Source organism: Winogradskyella wandonensis (assembly GCF_004346845.1).
GTDB lineage: Bacteria > Bacteroidota > Bacteroidia > Flavobacteriales > Flavobacteriaceae > Winogradskyella > Winogradskyella wandonensis.
The window spans coordinates 17,435-37,114 of the sequence record NZ_SMGI01000005.1 but is presented as its reverse complement, the minus strand read 5'-3'; the positions used below and the strand labels follow the sequence as shown (position 1 = coordinate 37,114).

General features: G+C 34.6%; 14 protein-coding genes. 5 read left to right on the top strand and 9 right to left on the bottom strand.

Annotated features, from left to right (window positions below; all coding sequences use genetic code 11):
• Positions 1 to 83: 83 nt before the first annotated feature.
• The 3 genes from DFQ05_RS12410 to DFQ05_RS12400 form a co-directional block, all read right to left on the bottom strand.
• Entirely contained in the window at positions 84 to 4,820 is a 4,737-nt protein-coding gene (locus tag DFQ05_RS12410; RefSeq protein ID WP_132705777.1) for a T9SS type A sorting domain-containing protein, read from the bottom strand.
• Positions 4,821 to 4,965: 145 nt separating this feature from the next.
• On the bottom strand, positions 4,966 to 5,610 hold the full coding sequence (locus DFQ05_RS12405; RefSeq protein ID WP_132705775.1) for a response regulator transcription factor: 645 nt from the start codon (positions 5,608 to 5,610) through the stop codon (positions 4,966 to 4,968).
• 3 nt (positions 5,611 to 5,613) lie between these two features.
• The gene (locus DFQ05_RS12400) at positions 5,614 to 8,577 is read right to left on the bottom strand and encodes a sensor histidine kinase (RefSeq protein WP_132705773.1); all 2,964 of its coding nucleotides are present in this window, start codon (positions 8,575 to 8,577) and stop codon (positions 5,614 to 5,616) included.
• Positions 8,578 to 8,722: 145 nt separating this feature from the next.
• Between DFQ05_RS12400 and DFQ05_RS12395 the strand changes: the two genes are divergently transcribed.
• Genes DFQ05_RS12395 through DFQ05_RS12380 form a run of 4 tightly spaced genes read left to right on the top strand, consistent with a single transcriptional unit; the run spans position 8,723 to position 13,108 of the window.
• Positions 8,723 to 11,053: an ATP-dependent helicase gene (locus DFQ05_RS12395; protein ID WP_132705771.1), complete on the top strand. Its 2,331-nt coding sequence runs from the start codon at positions 8,723 to 8,725 to the stop codon at positions 11,051 to 11,053.
• A 52-nt stretch (positions 11,054 to 11,105) separates the two neighbouring features.
• Entirely contained in the window at positions 11,106 to 11,798 is a 693-nt protein-coding gene (locus DFQ05_RS12390) for a carboxypeptidase-like regulatory domain-containing protein (RefSeq protein ID WP_132705770.1), read from the top strand.
• On the top strand, positions 11,776 to 12,471 hold the full coding sequence (locus DFQ05_RS12385; protein ID WP_132705768.1) for a hypothetical protein: 696 nt from the start codon (positions 11,776 to 11,778) through the stop codon (positions 12,469 to 12,471). Before DFQ05_RS12390 ends, DFQ05_RS12385 begins: the two co-directional genes overlap by 23 nt.
• Before the next feature lie 16 nt (positions 12,472 to 12,487).
• Entirely contained in the window at positions 12,488 to 13,108 is a 621-nt protein-coding gene (locus tag DFQ05_RS12380; protein ID WP_132705767.1) for an L-threonylcarbamoyladenylate synthase, read from the top strand.
• Here the strand turns inward: DFQ05_RS12380 and DFQ05_RS12375 are convergent.
• The gene (locus tag DFQ05_RS12375) at positions 13,105 to 14,316 is read right to left on the bottom strand and encodes a multidrug effflux MFS transporter (protein WP_132705765.1); all 1,212 of its coding nucleotides are present in this window, start codon (positions 14,314 to 14,316) and stop codon (positions 13,105 to 13,107) included. The two genes, DFQ05_RS12380 and DFQ05_RS12375, sit on opposite strands and share 4 nt — an antisense overlap.
• Before the next feature lie 88 nt (positions 14,317 to 14,404).
• On the opposite strand from DFQ05_RS12375, the gene DFQ05_RS12370 reads away from it, so the two are divergent.
• Positions 14,405 to 14,845: a DinB family protein gene (locus DFQ05_RS12370; protein ID WP_132705763.1), complete on the top strand. Its 441-nt coding sequence runs from the start codon at positions 14,405 to 14,407 to the stop codon at positions 14,843 to 14,845.
• Positions 14,846 to 14,900: 55 nt separating this feature from the next.
• On the opposite strand, the gene DFQ05_RS12365 is transcribed toward DFQ05_RS12370, so the two are convergent.
• The 5 genes from DFQ05_RS12365 to DFQ05_RS12345 all read right to left on the bottom strand — a co-directional run bounded on the left by DFQ05_RS12365 (position 14,901) and on the right by DFQ05_RS12345 (position 19,678).
• Complete coding sequence (locus DFQ05_RS12365) at positions 14,901 to 16,442, bottom strand: acyl-CoA carboxylase subunit beta (protein ID WP_132705762.1); 1,542 nt, start codon at positions 16,440 to 16,442, stop codon at positions 14,901 to 14,903.
• A gap of 7 nt (positions 16,443 to 16,449) precedes the next feature.
• Positions 16,450 to 17,889, bottom strand: coding sequence for an acetyl-CoA carboxylase biotin carboxylase subunit (accC, locus tag DFQ05_RS12360; protein ID WP_132705760.1), 1,440 nt, complete (start codon positions 17,887 to 17,889; stop codon positions 16,450 to 16,452).
• A gap of 1 nt (position 17,890) precedes the next feature.
• Entirely contained in the window at positions 17,891 to 18,367 is a 477-nt protein-coding gene (locus DFQ05_RS12355) for an acyl-CoA carboxylase biotin carboxyl carrier protein subunit (RefSeq protein ID WP_132705758.1), read from the bottom strand.
• Positions 18,368 to 18,443: 76 nt separating this feature from the next.
• The gene (locus DFQ05_RS12350) at positions 18,444 to 19,124 is read right to left on the bottom strand and encodes a PrsW family intramembrane metalloprotease (protein ID WP_132705757.1); all 681 of its coding nucleotides are present in this window, start codon (positions 19,122 to 19,124) and stop codon (positions 18,444 to 18,446) included.
• Positions 19,124 to 19,678, bottom strand: a complete 555-nt coding sequence (locus tag DFQ05_RS12345; RefSeq protein ID WP_132705756.1) for an NUDIX hydrolase — start codon at positions 19,676 to 19,678, stop codon at positions 19,124 to 19,126. The genes DFQ05_RS12350 and DFQ05_RS12345 overlap by 1 nt, the downstream gene beginning before the upstream one ends.
• Positions 19,679 to 19,680 lie beyond the last annotated feature (2 nt).

The window sequence follows — 19,680 nt, the reverse complement described above, 5'->3', positions numbered from 1 at the left end:
ACCTGCGACGCCTTTAAGGATTTATGTCATGTCTCCCCCGAAACAATTGTCCTAGATTTGGGGTCGCAAGTAGAGCAGATATTTTATTGTTTTATAAATTTTAAGCTTTGGTCTTTTAGTTTTATAAAATAGATGCCGCTGCTTAGTTGGGTTACATCGATACTGTTTTCGTTCTGGTTTATTGACTTTTCAAAAAGTTTTTGTCCATTGATATTATATACTTCCACAGTTTCAGTTTGTTTTAAACCATTGATGTATACTAGGTTTGTAGCTGGGTTAGGGTAAATGCTATATTCTAAAAGGTTAAAATTATTATCAGCTAAGGTTGCTCCTTGTGATTCATAAGCTCCAACATCTATTAATAAACCAACTATTCTTGTTCTTCCAAAAATATCAGTTAGTGCTGTTTCCGGTAGGATTATTCCTGTATTCTCAATAGCACTTCCTATAGCAGGGAATAACCCATCATCCTCAGTACCTAAAATATCATCCGGGCCGTCAATGTCAGTACTGTTTACAAAAGGATCTGTAGTTAAAAGTGTACCTGTTCCTGAAACATTGTTAGTTACAAAATTATTAGTAGAGCTACCGTTAGCAGATAAGAGGTCATTATTAGCACTATTTGCATAAAACACACAGTTATTTATTGTCGAAGTGTTATTTATTGAAACTAAATTTGTAGGTTGGGTTATAGAATTACCTACAAACGTTAAATTATTTAGTTTGGCAGCGCCATTTCCTAATTGATTTATGGTTATAATGTTTAATCCACTCGTATTACCATAAAATAAAGAATTTGAAATTAAAGGCGCAGTAGATAAATTAAAGTAGATACATCCGTCTACAGCTGAGTTATTAGCTCTAAAGATGCAATTTTCCACTTTTATTGAGGAATTCACTGCCTGTATGGCTCCACCATTGCTAAACTTTACTGTTTCTCCCTCAATCACGGCGCCACCATCAAGACCTGAGTTATCTGGACAAGGGTCTTCCTCGCAAGGGTCAGTGAGGTCGCCAGTTGGAAATAGTCTATCAGAATTTCCATCTTCTATAATAAAACCATTTACGATGGTGTTGGCTCCATCATTAACAGAAGTTATAATGTTTAATATATTGTCTGTATTGTCATTTATAATACCAATATCACCACTTAAAATAGTTGAGTTCAAAATTAAATCACGCTCAGAAATGGAGCTCTCATTTCCCGAAAATCCACCGTACATAGCCACATTATTTACCAAATGAAAACTAAAATTACGATTATCAAAAAAGTTTGTTGCAATTACAGGGACACTGTTTCTTGGTATTTTGCTTGGTGTGTAAGTGCCTTTTGCTACCCATATTTCTTCTATCAAACTACAAGTTGCAGCTCGGTCTATTGCTGATTGTAGATCAGTAAATGCATTTTCCCAACTCTCACCAGTATTACTTCCTGTTGCAGTTTGGTTTACATATAATCTGTTTGGGTTATCTGTAATAACTGTAACAATAGCGGTATTAGAATTAGTATTACCTGAGGTATCTGTTACAGTTAGAGTTACTGTATTTTCACCTAAATTAGTTTCGTCAAAAGTTGTCATATCCAAATCAATGTTAAGGATTTGACAATTGTCTGTTGACCCATTATTTATGGCGTCGACTGTTATTGTAGCCATAGGATTGTTACAATTTATAGTTACTGTAACATCTTGTGTTATAACGTTTGGTCCTATATTATCTACTACTTTAACTTGTAGTGGAGTTATGGATGAATTATTGTTGCTATCAGTTACGTTAAGGATTACAGGAATAACTCCTGGTTCACCATTAACTGTAGCTGTATTGAGAGTATTCCAGTCTGTATTTGAATCTAAGTTAAAAAAGTTTGCATTGTTGTTATTTGGAGAACTATCTAGCAATGTGTTGTTTCCTGGACCTTGTTCGATACGGAAGTAACCTACTAAATTTGCTTCATCAGCACTTAATATCTGACTGCGTTGGTCTGCAATTTCTTGAGCAGTAAGTGCTCTGTCCCAAATACGAAGCTCGTCTATAGTTCCAGTAAATGTGGCGTTACCCCAGTCAACTCCACCTAAAATGGTATTATTAGTTGTATTTAAAGAAGTTCCTGTTATATCAGTTACCGTGTTTTGTAGTACGCCATTAATATAGATAGCTAGTGTGCCGTTGGTTTGGTCATATACTCCAGCAATATGTGTCCATTGATTTAGGGTTACAGGGCCGCCATTTACACTAAAATTACCTGCTGTTGTAGTAACTTCAGCAAAATAATTACCACCAAAAATGAAGATGCTATATTCATCAAAGAATGAGTTTCCAGACCATTTATCTATAACTACATCCCCACCAGGATTAGAACCTGTTGGATATATCCAACCTTCTAAAGTCCAAGAATTTGGTAAGTTCAACTCTGGACTGTAAGGAATTTCAGCATATTGCAAGGTACCATCTAACTCTAGTGCACTTCTTGAGAAGTCCTCAAACTCCAAATCGTCACAGGTAAACGTATCTGGATTAATAGTCACTGTATCAAAAACACAACCGCCTAAAAAATTAGTATAAACATCTGCCTCAGTGATTACAGCTTCTCCATTTGCATCAAGTTCTGCTGTAATGTTTTGTGCTATTGTGGTTTGTGGACACGGACAAGCTGTACTAAAATTGTTTGCTGCATCTCTATTATTCCAATTGGAATTAGAATAGGCAACATCATCTACTTGAATACAAGATAGGTTTGGGGTAAAAATACTTGAAAATTCTATTATGTTTGCGTTAGTGCCGTTTTGCACGTTTAATTCTGTAAGATTATTATTATCAGAAACAGCTAGCCGTGTAAGATTGGTGTGAAGACTTAAATCTAACCCAGATATTGCTGTTCCGTTAACTCTAAGAATTGATAGATTGGTGTTTGAAAGATTAAGGTTCGATAAGTTTGATGCTCCTGACGCAGTCAGACTTGAAAGGTTTGTGTTAGAACTTACATCAAGATTCGAAAGGTTTGTATTAGAACTTACATCAAGCGATGAAAGGTTATTGCTAACTATGGTCAAAGATGTTGATGTTAAATTCTGAATTATTAAACTTAATATCAACGTGTTACTTGCGTCAAGCGTTGAAATATTTGTATTGCTCACATCAAGCGTTGAAAGATTTGAGTTAGAACTCAGATCAAGCGTTGAAATACTTGTATTGCTTACATCAAGAGTCGAAAGGTTTGTATAGGAACTAACATTAAGCGATGAGAGGTTTGTACTACTCGCATCAAGCGTTGACAGATTTGGTGTAATCAAAACCATATTTGATACATTCGTATTACTCACATTTATAGTTTGGTAGCTATTTGATGGTGTGTTAATACTCAAAAATTCTAAATTAGAATTACTGCTCAAATCTAAATTAACAATGCTTGTGTTTCTGGCAAATAAATTTTCTAAAGCACTAAAATCTTCAATACCAGTTAGGTCTGCAATTGGTATATCGTTAATATTTAAAGTAGCTACAGTGTTAATGTTTTCTGTTAAGACTTCCCCGTCTATAACGTCATCGTATCCTAAATCAATTAAGCGTTGCTCAAAAGCATTATCAGGGATATAAGTAATATTACAATTTACACTAAAACTATTTGCGGTATCAACATTATTCCAAGTAGAAGTAGAATATGCGACATTATCAACTTGAATACAAAGGAGATTGGGTGTAGAGGTACTTGAGAAATCAGAATTGCCTAAGTTTATGTTATTACCGTTTTGTATATTCAACTCAGTTAAACTACTACTATTATCTACTTTAACGGTCAAAAGATTTGGATTAAAGCTTAAGTCTAAGACTGAAATTGCAGTATTCTCTGCTGATAATTCATTAAGGTTTGGGATAGAACTTACATTAAGAGATGAAATACTTGTATTACTTACATCAAGCGATGAAAGGTTTGTATTATTACTAAGATTAAGCGATGAGAGGTTTGTATTACTTACATCAAGTGAAGAAAGGTCATAATTATTATTTAATTGAATTGTTGAAATGCCTGTATTACTTACATTAAGTGAGGTAAGTAATACATTATTATATACATCGAGCACTGAAATGTTTGTATTACTTACATTAAGTGATGTAAGTAATACATTATTACCTACATCAAGCACTGAAATGTTTGTATTGCTTACATCAATTGATGAAAGAAAAATACAATTATTTATACTAATAAGAGTTGGAATATTTGTGTTGCTAACATCAAGAAAGGAAAGAAGTTCATTAAAAGTTAAATTGAGAGCAGAAATGTTTGTATTGCTCAAGTTAAGGGAAGTAAGATTAGTGCTGTTAGACACTACAATTGACGAAAGATTGGCGTTATAACTTGCGTCGAGAAAGTTAAGGCTAGGTAAACCCCTTACTTCTATAAAATGTAAGTTTGAATTACTTACATTTAGGCTCAATAAATTTGGTAATGATAAACCCAAATTATATAAATTTGTATTACTGACGTCAATACTTTCGTAACTTGTAGATGTTGAATTTATTCCAAGACCTAGTAAATGAGAATTACTACTCAAATCTAAGTTTACAATATTAGTGTTACTAGCATATAGAAATTCTAAAGCATTAAAATCCTCAATGCCAGTTAGATCTACAATAGGTATACCGTTTATATCTAAAGTTGTTACTGTATTTATATTTGATGTTATTACTTGCCCATCAATAACATCATCGTAACCTAAATCTATAAGGCGTTGCTCAAATGCACTATCTGGTATGGCTGTGGTTTGCGCTTGTATTGCAATGTTTGTTAGTAATGCTAGCGTAAAAAGTAATTTTGTTTTCATGTCTCTTGTAATTAATAGCTAATGTATTTTATTTTAGTGAGTTAAGATATTATCCACTGTAAATAAATTAATTACAAGTTACGTCATGTCTATTCGCTAAACAATACGTATGTATGTCAAAAATTACGTAGGGGTACGTAGTGATTTAAATGGAAGAAAGAATGGATTTATTAGAAATCACCCAGTTGTTAAGCGCGTCTTGGTCGGAGCTTAAATTGAGCTTTTGAATGATATTTGTGCGGTGTTTTTGTATGGTTCTCACAGATATTAAAAGGCTTTCGGCCATTTCTTTAGACGATTTTCCGTTGGCTATCATACGTACAATAGTGCGCTCTGATGGGGATAGTAATTTTAATTTTTCAATCTCTGGCGAGATTTCGTTTTCAAAAACAGAATTAAAGGTGGAGCTAAAATAGGTTTCGTTTTTTGCTATCTGTTCTATGCAATTTTGTATTTCGCTAAAGGGTTCGTCTTTTAATAAATATCCCGAAATATTCAATGATTTGGCTTTATATATATAGCGATTTTCTTTGTGAGAGGTTAAGACTATAAATTTGGTTTTAATCCCTTCTTCTAAACATTTATTAATCACTTCAAACCCTGTTAACAGTGGCATTTCGATATCTAAAATGGCAATATCTGGTCGTTCAGACACTATTTTTTCTAGAGCTTCCGCACCGTTGTTAGCTGTTAACACACCTTGGTAATTAGAGCTTATGAGCTCGTCTTTTAAACCTTTTAGAAGCATTGGATGGTCATCGGCTACAAGAATTTTAATGTCTTTGTTCATGTTTTAAATTGGGATTTTTGCGGTAGTTGTTGTGCCTTGATTGTACTTACTTTCTATAGTTAATTCGCCATTAAGAAAACGGATGCGCTCTTCTAGCGTTTTTAAGCCCAGACTATTTTTTATTTTGGCACTGCTTACATCAAATCCTTTTCCGTTATCTTTTATTTCAACTAAAATTAAGCTTTTTTGTTTTTCTATGGTAATGGCAAATGCTTTGGCTTTAGAATGCTTTAATATGTTATTGATGCATTCTTGAATAAACCTATACAAATGCAGGGATTGGTCATCGGTTAAAAGCGCATCAACATTTTCAATATTTGTAGAGATAAATATAGCATTAGTTTCGTCGATATCTAAGGCTAATTGCTCAACACTTTCTGTAAACCCTAATTGTTTGAGCAAAGGCGGAAAAAGTCCTCTGGAAATGTGCCTTACTTCTTCGAGTGTATTATTTGTTAGCTCTGATATCTCTGTTTGTTCTGTGCTCTGCGCTTTACGTTTTATGAGTGTAAGTTGCTGGCTTACACTATCATGAAGTTCTCGCGCTATACGTTTACGCTCGTCTTCCTGCGATTGTATTAAGTCTAAGGCAAACTGGTCTTGCAGCTTTTTCCTAAGCTGAAACTGTCTTAAAAAGTAGAGTAGAACCGCAATTACTGCAAGCGATAACGTAACAATAAACCACCATGTTTTATAAAAGAACTCTTTACTTTTTATTTTTATGAGCAATGGTTCACCTACTTGATTTCCTGAAAAATCAGAAGCTATGATTTCTAAGTTATAATTACCAGCGGCAAGATTAGGAAAAGCAATAGCGTTTTGTTGCTTTAGGTTAACCCAATCTTTATCATTTAGCCGGTACTTAAAACTGTAGCTATTATCTCTTGCGTATATGTTTTTTAAGGCAAAACTTAAACTTAAAGCCCTGTTTTCGACAGGAAGTTCAATGGTTTTGCTTTTTTCAAATATGTTTTGGTCGTAATTATCTTTAAAGGTCTCGGAGTTTTCGTCGTACCAATTTGCTTTTAATAAAATCAGGTTAGCGTTTTCGTCTAGCGGTTTTAAATCATTTGGATTAAACACATTGAGACCGTCTATAGAGCCTACAAAATATTGCTCACCTATCTTCAAAGCACTATATCTATTTGCTTCATTATTACTGAATCCATCCTTATCAGAATAACGTTTTGTTGATTTGTCTTTTAGGTTAAAATCTACGTAACCATTAAACGTGTTTATCCATAGCCCTGTTTGTTGAGGAATGATGGTTGCTATACCAGCATTAAATTCGTCTTTGTATATTTTAGAGAAGGTTTTATTTTTTTCGTCGTAGTTGAGAATATGACCACTTCTAGACCCTAATAAAAAGCCATAATCTTTAAGATAGTCCGTCATTAAGAAAAAGGAATCTTCAAATTGTGATGCATCATAAAACTGATGTGTATTATTCTCGAAATCGTAAACTAAAGCCCCTTTGTCTGTCGCGCAAAGTATATTTTTTTGATCTTTTATGGCAATATCAAAAATGTATAAAGAATCTGTACTTACTAATGGGATATGTGCTTTTGTTTTCTTATTAAAGCTCATGAGATTGTACCCATTTGTACCATACAAAAGGAGGCTATCGTTAAGTTGTTCTAAAGCTATTACAGGATAGTGTCTATACTTTTTAAGTGTGTAATCTGTTTGGCCTAGTTCTATAATATTACTAACAGAAGATGTCCAAATAGTATTATCTTCTATAAAGATATTTCTACTAGAATTTAATGAACTATTATTACCATCTAATCTTGTGATTATTGGGGTAGTTGAATCTGTTTTTCTATTAAGATTAAACCAGCCTTTAGCTTCTGTACTTACAATTACATTAGTGCTATCTAGTTGTTTTATTGCCCTTATGCTATGGTCTCTAAGATAAGTTTTAACATTTTGCTTTGGAAATTTGAAATAGTGAAGCTTACCATCGGTAGCCAACCAAATATCCTGGCTTAAATCTTTGGATACAACCTTAATTCCATCACATTTTCTTAATGGGATTTTATATTTAGTCTTTATCGTATTTCCTTCTAGTTGACTTAATTTTAGCTCTCTGTCTTCAAAAGAAATGATAAGATGATTGTTGTTTTCATCATTATAAGTATTTAAGTGCAAATTATCTAAATAGGGTTTATTATCTACAGGTTTAATTGTACTTGTAGCTACATCAATTTCTTGTAAAACGCTATTATTGTTTTTGAAGATGTAATTAGTATTGTTTGAAATAAACATCTCGTCAATCCATTTTCTTGGTTTTGACGATTCGACCTTTAAAAGATTGCCATTCCAATCAAAATATTTAATTGCGAAGTTATCATCACTTATGATGCAGTAGTCTTCGAAGCCTATAAATTGAGTTGCCTCCTCTACTAAAAATTTATTTTCTTCTGAAGTAAAGCTAAATAGAGGCGTGAGTGTATTATCTCTTTCGAGAATATTGAGCGTAATTATTCGCCCTTCTTGGCTAAGTATATAATTATTATTGTTGTATTTAAAAATATGTGACAAGCCAAAGGATTGTTGTTTTCCATGGATTGAAATATGTTTAAATTCAGTTGTGCTAGGATTAAGTTCAAAAAGCCCATAACTATTCGCATATTTTACAACAACATAAAAGTTACCATTATCTCGCTTAAATAATTGTGAAACTCCCAAAACATCTTCTGTAATGTCATTTGGTAAAGGAATGTTATCAAAAGAATAGCCATTAAAGCGTTGGAGTGGTGGTTTGGATTTTTCTGCTATAATTAGCCTATTGTCTAGATTATTACCTCCAATCCATAAAAAACCATAATCATCAAACGCCAGAGTTTGTACAAAGTCTATTTCAAAACCTTCATTATTGTCGTAAATCTTTTGATAGAGTTCTGTGGTTTGTCCAAAACCAATTGAAAATAGAATAAGAAAAAAACAATTATAGATTGTTTTCATTTAAGGGTCTAAACGATTTTGTTATCTTTTTAAAGTTATAAAAATAGTCTTTTTAAGGTAAATCAATTGTTTATAATTATTCATAAAAACAACCAATAAAAACAGGAGCTTTGCTTAAATTCACACTTTTAAAATTGCTACACTTTTGGAAAAGTATTTAAGTCAACTTAACGATGCTCAGCTAGCGCCAACACTACAGAAAGATGGTCCCATGATTGTTATTGCAGGTGCAGGTTCAGGGAAAACTCGCGTGCTTACATTTAGGATTGCGTATCTCATGAGTCAAGGCGTGGACCCTTTTAATATCTTGGCGTTGACATTTACCAATAAAGCTGCGCGCGAGATGAAAGGGCGTATCGCTGAGATAGTAGGACAAAGTGAAGCAAAGAATCTGTGGATGGGTACATTTCATTCCGTTTTTGCCAAAATCCTGAGGATTGAAGCCGATAGGTTGGGTTACCCAAGCAATTTTACAATTTATGATACGCAAGATTCCGATAGATTGATTGCTTCCATTATAAAGGAAATGGGCTTAGATAAGGATATTTATAAGTACAAACAGGTGCGTTCTCGCATTTCATCTTACAAGAATAGCTTAATAACTGTAAAAGCTTACTACAACAATCCTGAACTCATGGAGTCTGATGCTGCGGCAAGACGTCCTAAAATGGGGGAAATATATAAGGAATATGTAGAACGCTGTTTTAAAGCGGGCGCAATGGATTTTGATGATTTATTATTGAAAACCAACGAACTTTTAACGCGCTTCCCTGATGTATTAGCTAAATACCAAGATAGATTTAGATACATCTTGGTAGATGAGTATCAAGATACCAATCATTCGCAATACTTAATTGTGAGAGCTTTATCAGATAGATTTCAGAATATATGTGTGGTAGGAGATGACGCCCAAAGTATTTATGCGTTCCGTGGTGCTAATATCAATAACATACTAAACTTCCAAAGAGACTACGATAATGTAAAAGTCTTTAGACTTGAGCAAAATTACCGCTCCACAAAAAATATTGTAAATGCAGCCAATTCGGTTATAGATAAAAACCAAACCAAGCTTGATAAGGTGGTTTGGACCGCAAATGATGAAGGACCTAAAATAAAAGTGCACCGTTCTATGACGGATGGAGATGAAGGACGTTTTGTAGCTAGCACCATTTTTGAAGAAAAGATGCAGAATCAGCTACATAACAAAGATTTTGCAGTTCTTTACCGCACCAATGCCCAATCTCGTGCTATTGAAGATGCCTTACGTAAACGCGATATTCCATACCGAATTTATGGTGGTTTGTCTTTCTATCAACGTAAAGAGATTAAAGACGTATTGTCGTATCTGCGTGTGATTATTAATCCTGCGGATGAAGAAGCTCTAAAACGAATTATTAATTTCCCTGCACGAGGTATAGGGCAAACCACTATAGATAGATTAATTGTAGCAGCTAGTGCTTATGATAAGCCGATTTTTGATATTCTCAAAGATATTGATAATCTTGAAGTAAATGTCAATGCAGGAACACGCACCAAATTGAAAAACTTCGTGACTATGATTGAAAGCTTTCAGGTTATGAATCAAAATGCAAATGCTTTTGAGTTAGCCGAGCATGTGGTAAAGGTTTCTGGATTAATTAAAGAATTCAATAAAGATGGCACTCCAGAAGGTGTGGCTAAAATGGAAAATATTGAAGAATTACTGAATGGCATGGGTGATTTTGTTGAAGGGCAAAAGGAAATAGCCGATAGTACAGCATCACTTGCAGAATTCCTAGAAGATGTAGCATTGGCTACTGACTTAGATGCTGATAAAGGCAATCCAGACCATGTGGCTTTGATGACCATCCACTTAGCAAAAGGGTTAGAGTTTCCGCACGTATTTATCGTGGGGATGGAGGAAGATTTATTTCCTAGTGCTATGAGTATGAATACACGAAGTGAGCTCGAAGAAGAACGCCGTTTATTCTATGTTGCATTAACTCGAGCTGAGCAGCAAGCCTATTTAACTTATACCGTTTCTCGTTACCGTTGGGGAAAACTTATAGATGCCGAGCCGAGTCGTTTTATAGAAGAGATTGACGAACAGTATTTAGATAATATTACCCCAATCCAAGAACAGCGTTTTAATCCTATGTTAGACGCATCTATATTTGGTGATATTGAACCGAATAAAATACGTTTTGCAAAGCCTAAGTCACCAAAATTCAAGAAAAAGGAAGAACGAAAAACTCCTGAAAACTTTCAGATAAGTTCACCTAAAAAGATGAAACCAGTTAATAAAGCTAATGGCGGTACTAATTTATTTGATAGTAAACTTACCGTAGGCAATATTGTAAATCATCAACGTTTTGGTAGAGGAGAAGTCCTAAAAATTGAAGGTGCAGGTGGCGATTTAAAAGCCGAAATTAAATTTTCTAATGGTGCAGTAAAGAAGTTATTACTGCGTTTTGCTAAGCTCGAAGTAATTTCTTAAAAATTATACGCAACCAAATGTGATAATTTGTATCTATGGTTAAAAACCAACCTTGAAATTACTTCAATTTTCAATTAGCATTTTTTTACTTCTTTTACTGCATTCCTGCGCGGAAACTCAAGTAGACAATAATGTGCGTGTTTTAATTTTAGGACGCGTCGTAGATGGCGATAGTAACCCTATAGAAAATGCTACAATACACGTTTACACAGAAGCCGATGGACTTGGTGCTTCAAGAGTCCTTTTGGCTGAAGGAATAAGTGGCACATTTGGTGATTTTAAAATCACATCACTCTTTGGTTCGAATAGCCGATTTTATATTGAAGTAACTAACGGATTTGAATATGCGAATTATACTTACACTACTAATACATCTGAATATAGACCAGAGGATTTAACATTTAATCTTCAAAACGTAGTATTAAATAAGTTAAGTCGCTTTACCTATAACATTACTAGAGAAAGTGTGGCTGGTACAACTTTAGATTTTAGGTTTAGATACACAGATCCTTTTTGTCGTGAGTTTTTTATCGATGGAGAATTAGATGCAGCACAAAGCTACTGTTTTGAAGAGCGATTGACGGGAAGAATTTTATCCGATGACCTACCAGACGCAATAAATAGGGAGTTTGCTACTGCTTTCAATTCTACAATCATTTTTACCTACAAAATTAATGACGGCATTGAACAAGAAGAAGTTATTAATGTAAATTTAGAGGATTATGACTTTTCGTTCAGTTATTAAGCTGGTTATTGCACTATTGGTTTTTCAATTTACATTTTCTCAGAATAACGATTCAATAAGAAAAACCAATAACACACCGATTAAAAGGAGTTTTTTTTACGATGATGCGCGTCAGAAATCGTATTCTATCGAGTATAGTTTTCAGTATCCTATATCTCATGGTAATAATTTTATAGGTGAAGCATACGACGGTAAAAACGGATATAGTTTAAGATTAAAGTTATTTGTATATAAGCAGCTATTTCTTGGATACAATCAATCGGGTAGCAACTTTGATGTCTCTAATACGGCTCTCGTAGGAAATTATTCTTCTACCAGAACTTACGAGCGTTTTTTCTATGTTGGATACGAGCTTTTACCATTTTCTAGAGTGCGTTTAGGATTATATACCTCCTTTGCTGAAAAAATTACTTTCATAAATTCTGTAAATACTACGTCGGATAATAAAGATACTGGTGACATGTGGGTTTATGGTGTATATTTGGATTACGAGATTATTAAAAATCTAAGCTTTTTTATAGACTATTCTTTCAGAGAAGTTAATACTAATATTATGGCGCCAGCTGAGTTACAATCGTTTTTTAGCGGCGGTAATTATAATACTATTAACTTTGGTATTCGATATGCAGTCGGTAACGAATCTGTTCTTAAAGCAATGAGGATAGTAAAATAATTATTAGTTTTACTCTATGGCAGAATTCATAAAAATATACCCAGAGAATCCTAATCCAAAAGCTATTCAGAAAGTAGTTGATGTATTAAAAAGTGGCGGTTTGGTTATATATCCTACAGACACAGTTTACGGACTAGGCTGTGATATGACTAATATGAAAGCTTTGGAACGTCTTGCCAAAATTAAAAATGTAAAGTTAGAGAAAGCTAATTTCTCTTTCATCTGTGAGGATTTAAGTAATCTTAGCGATTACATTAAGCAAATAGACACATCAACTTTCAAAATTTTAAAGCGTGCATTGCCTGGCCCATATACATTTATTTTACCAGGTTCTAAAAATTTACCTAACCCTTTTAAAAAGCGTAAAACTGTGGGTATTCGTGTTCCTGATAATTCTATCATTCAAGCTTTGCTTAATGCTTTAGGAAATCCAATTGTGTCTACATCTATACGAGACGATGATGATGTTTTAGAATATACCACAGACCCAGAATTAATTCATGAAAAATGGGATAATCTTGTAGATGTTGTTATTGACGGAGGTTATGGCGATAACGAAGCCTCAACGGTTATCGATTTATCAGAAGATGAACCTCTTATCGTTAGAGAAGGAAAAGGGAGCTTAGAGATTTTTTAGGCACGTTTTAGTAGCCTTGAAACTCTGCTGGTTATAGAGTAAAATAGCGCTAGAGAAATCAATCCACATACTAAAAATCCTATAAATAGCGGTGTCACAGAATCCGTTACAAACTTTCCTATATAATCGGCAATGGGTACTGCCATGACTGTAGAAATAAAACCATTTAAAGCAGAACCGATACCTGCGATATGTCCCATAGGTTCCATGGCCAATGCTCGTAGATTTCCAAAGATAAACCCAATGGTTAAAAACTGAAGAGCAAAAAAGCCAATAAGCACTTCAATACTCGGATTTCCACCAGAAGAAAACATAATAACAAATACCAAGGCAATAATTACAAAGCTTAACATAGCGGTATGAACGATTCGTCGCATACCAAACCTAACCACAAGTTGACTATTTAAAAACGTAGATAATCCAACCGATACAGCGATACTTGCAAAGATTAAAGGAAACTCCTCTGCCATATTATATTGCTGCTCAAAAATACGTTGAGAGGTACTTAGGTAAACCATAAAAGAACCAGTAATTAATCCTGATAAAATGGTATAAATCACAGCAGGTTTTATTTTAAAGAATGCAATGGTACCTGTCTTAAAAATAGCTAGACGATATTTAATTCTATGCTTATCCTTTAAGGTTTCGGGTTGTCTGAGCCAAAACCAGAGCATCACTAAAACACCAAAACCAAGATTGAACATAAAAATAGATTTCCAATGGTATTGTTGCATTAAAAACTGGCCAAGTGAAGGTGCAATAATAGGCACCAAAATAAAAATCATAACTACAAAAGATAAAATCTTTGCCATGTAGTCGCCACTGTAAGAATCTCTAACCATGGCTATACACATAGTACGAGGCGATGCCAACCCAATTCCTTGAAGAATACGTCCAAATAGCATCATTTCAAAACTCTTTGTCGTTACACAAATAACCGAAGCAATAATAAATACAATAAAGCCGATGTAAACAATTGGTTTGCGGCCAAAGCTATCAGACAGAGGACCAAATAATAGTTGACCAAAGCCTAAACCAAGAAATATAAACGTTATGACTTTGGGATTATCTGAAGTATCACCAACATTTAAAAAACTACCAATCTCAGGAAGCGCAGGTAGCACAGCATCTATGGATAATGCTACTATAGACATCAATGCGGCCATTAAAACAACAAATTCTACTTGTGACCGACTTTGATTTTTCATAAAGTAAAAGTAAGCTAATTATTAGCTATTTTTAGAGTACAGAATTTGTTTTCTGAATATTAAAATAACAACTCTTAATATCTTGAACATGCTTCAATCTTTAATAAAATTATTCAATCGTGATTTAGATGCTGTAAAGCACGAATTATTGGCTTACACAGATGAAAGTACAATCTGGAAAATTGATAAAAACATTAGTAATTGTGCAGGTAATTTAGCATTACATCTGGTAGGAAACCTAAATCATTTTATTGGAGCTACACTAGGAAATACAGGATATATAAGGCAGCGTGATTTAGAATTTTCTCAGAAAAACGTCCCAGTTGAAGAGATTGTTGAACAATTGAAAGATACTAAAATTATGATTGAAAGCGCTTTATCTAATTTAGATGAAGCTGACTTGCAAAAAGAGTATCGACGCAATCCATTTGAAGATTATATGACTACTGAATATTTTTTATTACATCTGCAGTCTCATCTAGCGTATCATTTAGGGCAAATCAATTATCATAGACGATTACTGGATTAAAAAAGCCCCAAAACGATTAGAATTGAGGCTTATTAAGGAAATTTAATTAGAATTCTTACAAAGGAATATTACCGTGCTTTCTATTCGGTCTATTCACTTCTTTATTTTCTAGCATACTAAACGCCTTGATTAGTTTTCGACGCGTATGCTTTGGTAGAATCACTTCATCTACAAAACCACGTTCAGCAGCACTGTAAGGATTAGCAAATAGCTCTGCATATTCTGCTTCTTTTTCTTTCCATTTTTCTTCAGGATTATCTGAAGCTGAAATTTCACGTTTAAAGATAATTTCAGCTGCACCTTTTGCACCCATCACAGCAATCTCTGCATTTGGCCAAGCAAAATTCATATCAGCGCCGATGTGTTTTGAGTTCATAACATCATAGGCGCCACCATAAGCCTTACGTGTAATTACTGTTACTCTTGGTACTGTCGCTTCACTGAAGGCATATAATAATTTTGCGCCGTGAACTATTATACCGTTCCATTCTTGATCCGTTCCTGGTAAAAAGCCAGGGACATCTTCCAATACTAAAAGCGGAATATTAAAAGCATCACAAAAACGCACAAAACGTGCGGCTTTCTTAGAACTATTTACATCTAATACACCTGCAAGAAACATCGGTTGATTGGCAACTATACCAATAGATTTACCACCTAGACGCGCGAAACCAACAATAATATTTTCCGCATGGTCTTTATGAATTTCATAAAACGAATCTTCATCAATAATGCCCTCAATTACTTGATGCATATCGTAAGGTTTGTTTGGGTTTTCAGGGACAATATCAGATAAACTCTCACGGACTTCGTCTTTCAATTCAAAATCTATATCTGCTGGAAACTCTGTGTTATTTTGTGGTAAATAACTTAATAGCTTTTTAACGTCTTCTAAACATTCAACATCGTTTGCTGAGGTTTTATGTGCTACTCCAGATTTAGTAGAGTGTACACTTGCACCACCTAGTTCTTCACTAGTAACTTCTTCATTGGTTACCGTTTTTACAACATTTGGTCCAGTAACAAACATATAACTCGTGTCTTGTACCATGATTGTAAAGTCTGTCATTGCTGGCGAATAAACCGCGCCACCAGCACAAGGCCCCATAATCGCTGATATTTGTGGAATAACGCCAGAAGCCTGAACGTTTCTGTAAAAAATATCCGCATAACCACCTAAGGAGCGCACACCTTCTTGAATACGTGCACCACCAGAATCATTCAAACCAATAATTGGTGCGCCAACATTAACCGCCATGTCCATAATTTTACAAATTTTCTCAGCATGAGTTTCAGACAGTGAGCCTCCGAAAACCGTAAAATCTTGAGCAAATACATAGACTAGTCTGCCATTTACTGTTCCGTAGCCTGTTATAACACCATCACCGTAGAATTTTTGGCTTTCCATACCAAAATCTTTGGTTCTGTGCGTCACTAAAGCACCTATCTCTTCAAATGAGCCTTCGTCTAACAGGTAGAGTACACGTTCTCTTGCGGTTAATTTTTTCTTTTGGTGTTGTTTATCAATTCTAGCTTGACCACCACCTAATCTAGATAGTTCTAGCTTTTCATTTAAGGTTTTTATTTTTGAGTTCATAAGTATCTTAATTAGGTAGTCTTAATAGTTTTTGTTCTTCTAAATACGTTTTTAAAGCTATTTGTGCAGCTATTTCAGCTTCTGCTTTATGTTGTTCTTCTAACAGGCTAGGCAAGTAGTAATTTTTTACAAAGTGTGTGTCAAAATTTCCACTTCTAAAAGCCTCGTGTTCGCAAACAAATCGACCAAATGGCAATGTTGTTTCTACACCTTCTACTTTATAATTATCGATGGCTCTTATCATTAGCTCTATAGCTTCTGCTCGAGTTTTGCCATAAGTAATTAATTTAGAGAGCATCGGGTCGTAGTAAATAGGAATATCCATACCTTCTTCAAAACCATTATCCACACGAATGTTTTCGCCTACTGGTAATTGGTAAACTTCTAGATTACCGACACTTGGTAAAAAGTCGTTCATTGGGTCTTCTGCATAAACACGAAGTTCCAGAGCATGTCCGTTAATTTTTAAATCCTCTTGTTTTATATCTAGTGCTTCTCCGCGAGCGACTTTGATTTGTAGTTCTACTAAATCTACACCCGAAATCCACTCAGAAACTGGATGCTCTACTTGGAGACGCGTATTCATTTCTAAGAAATAGAAATTATGGTCGGCATCTAGCAAGAACTCAACAGTTCCCGCACCTAAATAGTCACATGCACGAGCAACATTAATTGCGGCTTGTCCCATTTGTTCACGTAATTCTGGGGTTAATACAGCAGATGGTGCTTCCTCTACCACTTTTTGATGACGACGTTGTATAGAACATTCGCGCTCAAAAAAGTGAAGGAAATTACCATGACTATCTGCCATCACCTGAATTTCGATATGGCGAGGTGATTTTACATATTTTTCAATAAATACAGAACCATCTCCAAAGGCAGAAGTGGCTTCGCTAATGGCGCGTTTCATCTGCTCTTCGAGGTCTTTTTCTTTTTCGACGATACGCATCCCTTTTCCACCACCACCAGCGGCAGCTTTAATTAAGATTGGGAAACCAATAGACTTTGCAATATCAATAGCTTCTTTTGGGTCTGTGACCGCATGGTCTACACCAGGAACCATTGGAATATCATAATCTTTCACAGCATCTTTGGCCGCTAATTTATCGCCCATCATCTCAATGGCTTTAGATTTTGGACCAATAAAAATCACATCATTTGCTTCACATAGTTCTGCAAACTTTGAATTTTCACTTAAAAATCCATAACCTGGATGTATAGCATCTACCTGTAACGATTTTGCTACTTCAATAATTTTATCGCCCAGTAAGTAAGATTGATTAGACGGCGCTGGACCAATGCAAACAGCCTCGTCAGCATATTTTACATGAGGTGAGTTTCTGTCAACTTCAGAAAAGACAGCAACCGTTTTTATTCCCATTTTTTTTGCAGTTCGCATCACGCGAATAGCAATTTCGCCACGATTGGCAACTAATATTTTTTTCATCTTATTCGAATTCGATTAATAACGCATTTTTATCCACAGTTTCGCCTTTGGCAACCGAAATAGATTTTATAATGCCATTTCTAGGAGAGTTAATAACGTTCTCCATTTTCATGGCTTCTAAAATAAGTAGGGCATCATTCTCGGTAACTTCGTCGCCTTCTGCCACATTAATATCTAGTATTAATCCAGGCATTGGTGCTTTAATGTTATTGACTTGTTTTGCTTTACCGATTTCGAATCCTAATTCTGAAATGAGTTGGTCTAAATCGTCTTGAATTTCTACTGCGTATAAGTTGTTATTAACTTCTACCGAGTACGATTTAGCGTTAAAGTTAGAATCTAAAATAGCGGCTTTTACAGAAGCGTTATTTTGAAGAATATGGAATTGGTTTTTGGAGGTTTCAACCAGATCTAGTTTTTCGATGTCTTCCATAGAGACATTAAAACTATGACCGTTGTTGACTTTGAGTTTATACATAAAATATGATTTTATATTTCAACAAAACTAATGAACGACCTCGTATAAAAATATGAAGAAAATCATAATATTTGGTTTATTTATCAGTGTTAAAATGAGAGTTATTTTGATGTCTTAGCATTGCTTTTTTTGATAATATAAGTCCGATTATTAGAGAAATAAACGCGCCTATTGAAATGCCAGGAATAAAATTTATAAATAGGAAGAAGTCGTAGGCACCATGAAATAACGTAGCTAAGAAAAGACCGGCCATGTTTAGTTGAAACCTGTTTTTAGAGAATTTAGCTTTGCCCATAAAATACCCCATTAAAATACCAAAAGTCGCATGCGCGGGTACTGCTGTAAACGCCCTTAAAATAGCGACTTCTGTGCCACCTCCTAACACGTATAAAATATTCTCGGTACAGGCAAAGCCCATCGATACCATTACGGCATACATGATGCCATCGTAAGGTTCGTTAAATTCTTTTTTGGGTTGCGCAAAATATTTTACAATGACATACTTGCTAAATTCTTCTGATAGTGCTACCACAAAGAATGCTTGAATAAACTGTTGAACAATACTAAACTTATCCGTAACAGGTATAAATCGCCCTGTAAAAAGATAAAGCGTTAAAACAATAAGAACACTGACTATAGCACCAAGAAAAAAGCTTTTAAGTAATAAGCCTATAGGCTCTTTTTCGTGTTTGTCGTGCAGATAGATATAGGTGCTAATAGCTAATATTGGTGCGACGGCAAGTAGAAGTAATTGCATTAAATGTGTTGTTTTTTAATATGTTCTAAAACGAATTTATAATAAGCACTATTTGAAGCTATAAAATGCGAATTGGTTTCACTATGTTTTAATAAGTCTTCAAACTCGTTAAAAGTAACCAATTTAAGTGCTTCGACTTCGTCTTGTTGTGGTGTTAATTGATTTAGGTCTACTTTGAGTTGAGCGATGTAGACTTGATGAAATTCAAAATCTTTTATTTCGCCATTATTATAGATAGACTTATGTAAATGTGTTCCAATCTTTATCAAGTCTGTTTCTTGAAGTTCAAGTCCGATTTCCTCGCTAGTTTCACGTACTGCCGCTTCAGTAAAGGTTTCGCCAGCATCGATATGTCCGGCAACAGAAACATCCCAAAGCAATGGATAAATAGCTTTTTTATGTGAGCGTTGTTGTAGTAATATCTCACCTGATTTGGTGCATAACCATAAATGAACGGTGTTATGATACCATCCGTTTTTATGTATTTCAGATTTTAGTGCGGTCTTTCCAGTTGGATTCCCTTCTGCATCGACTATGTCTAATAGCTCATCCATAA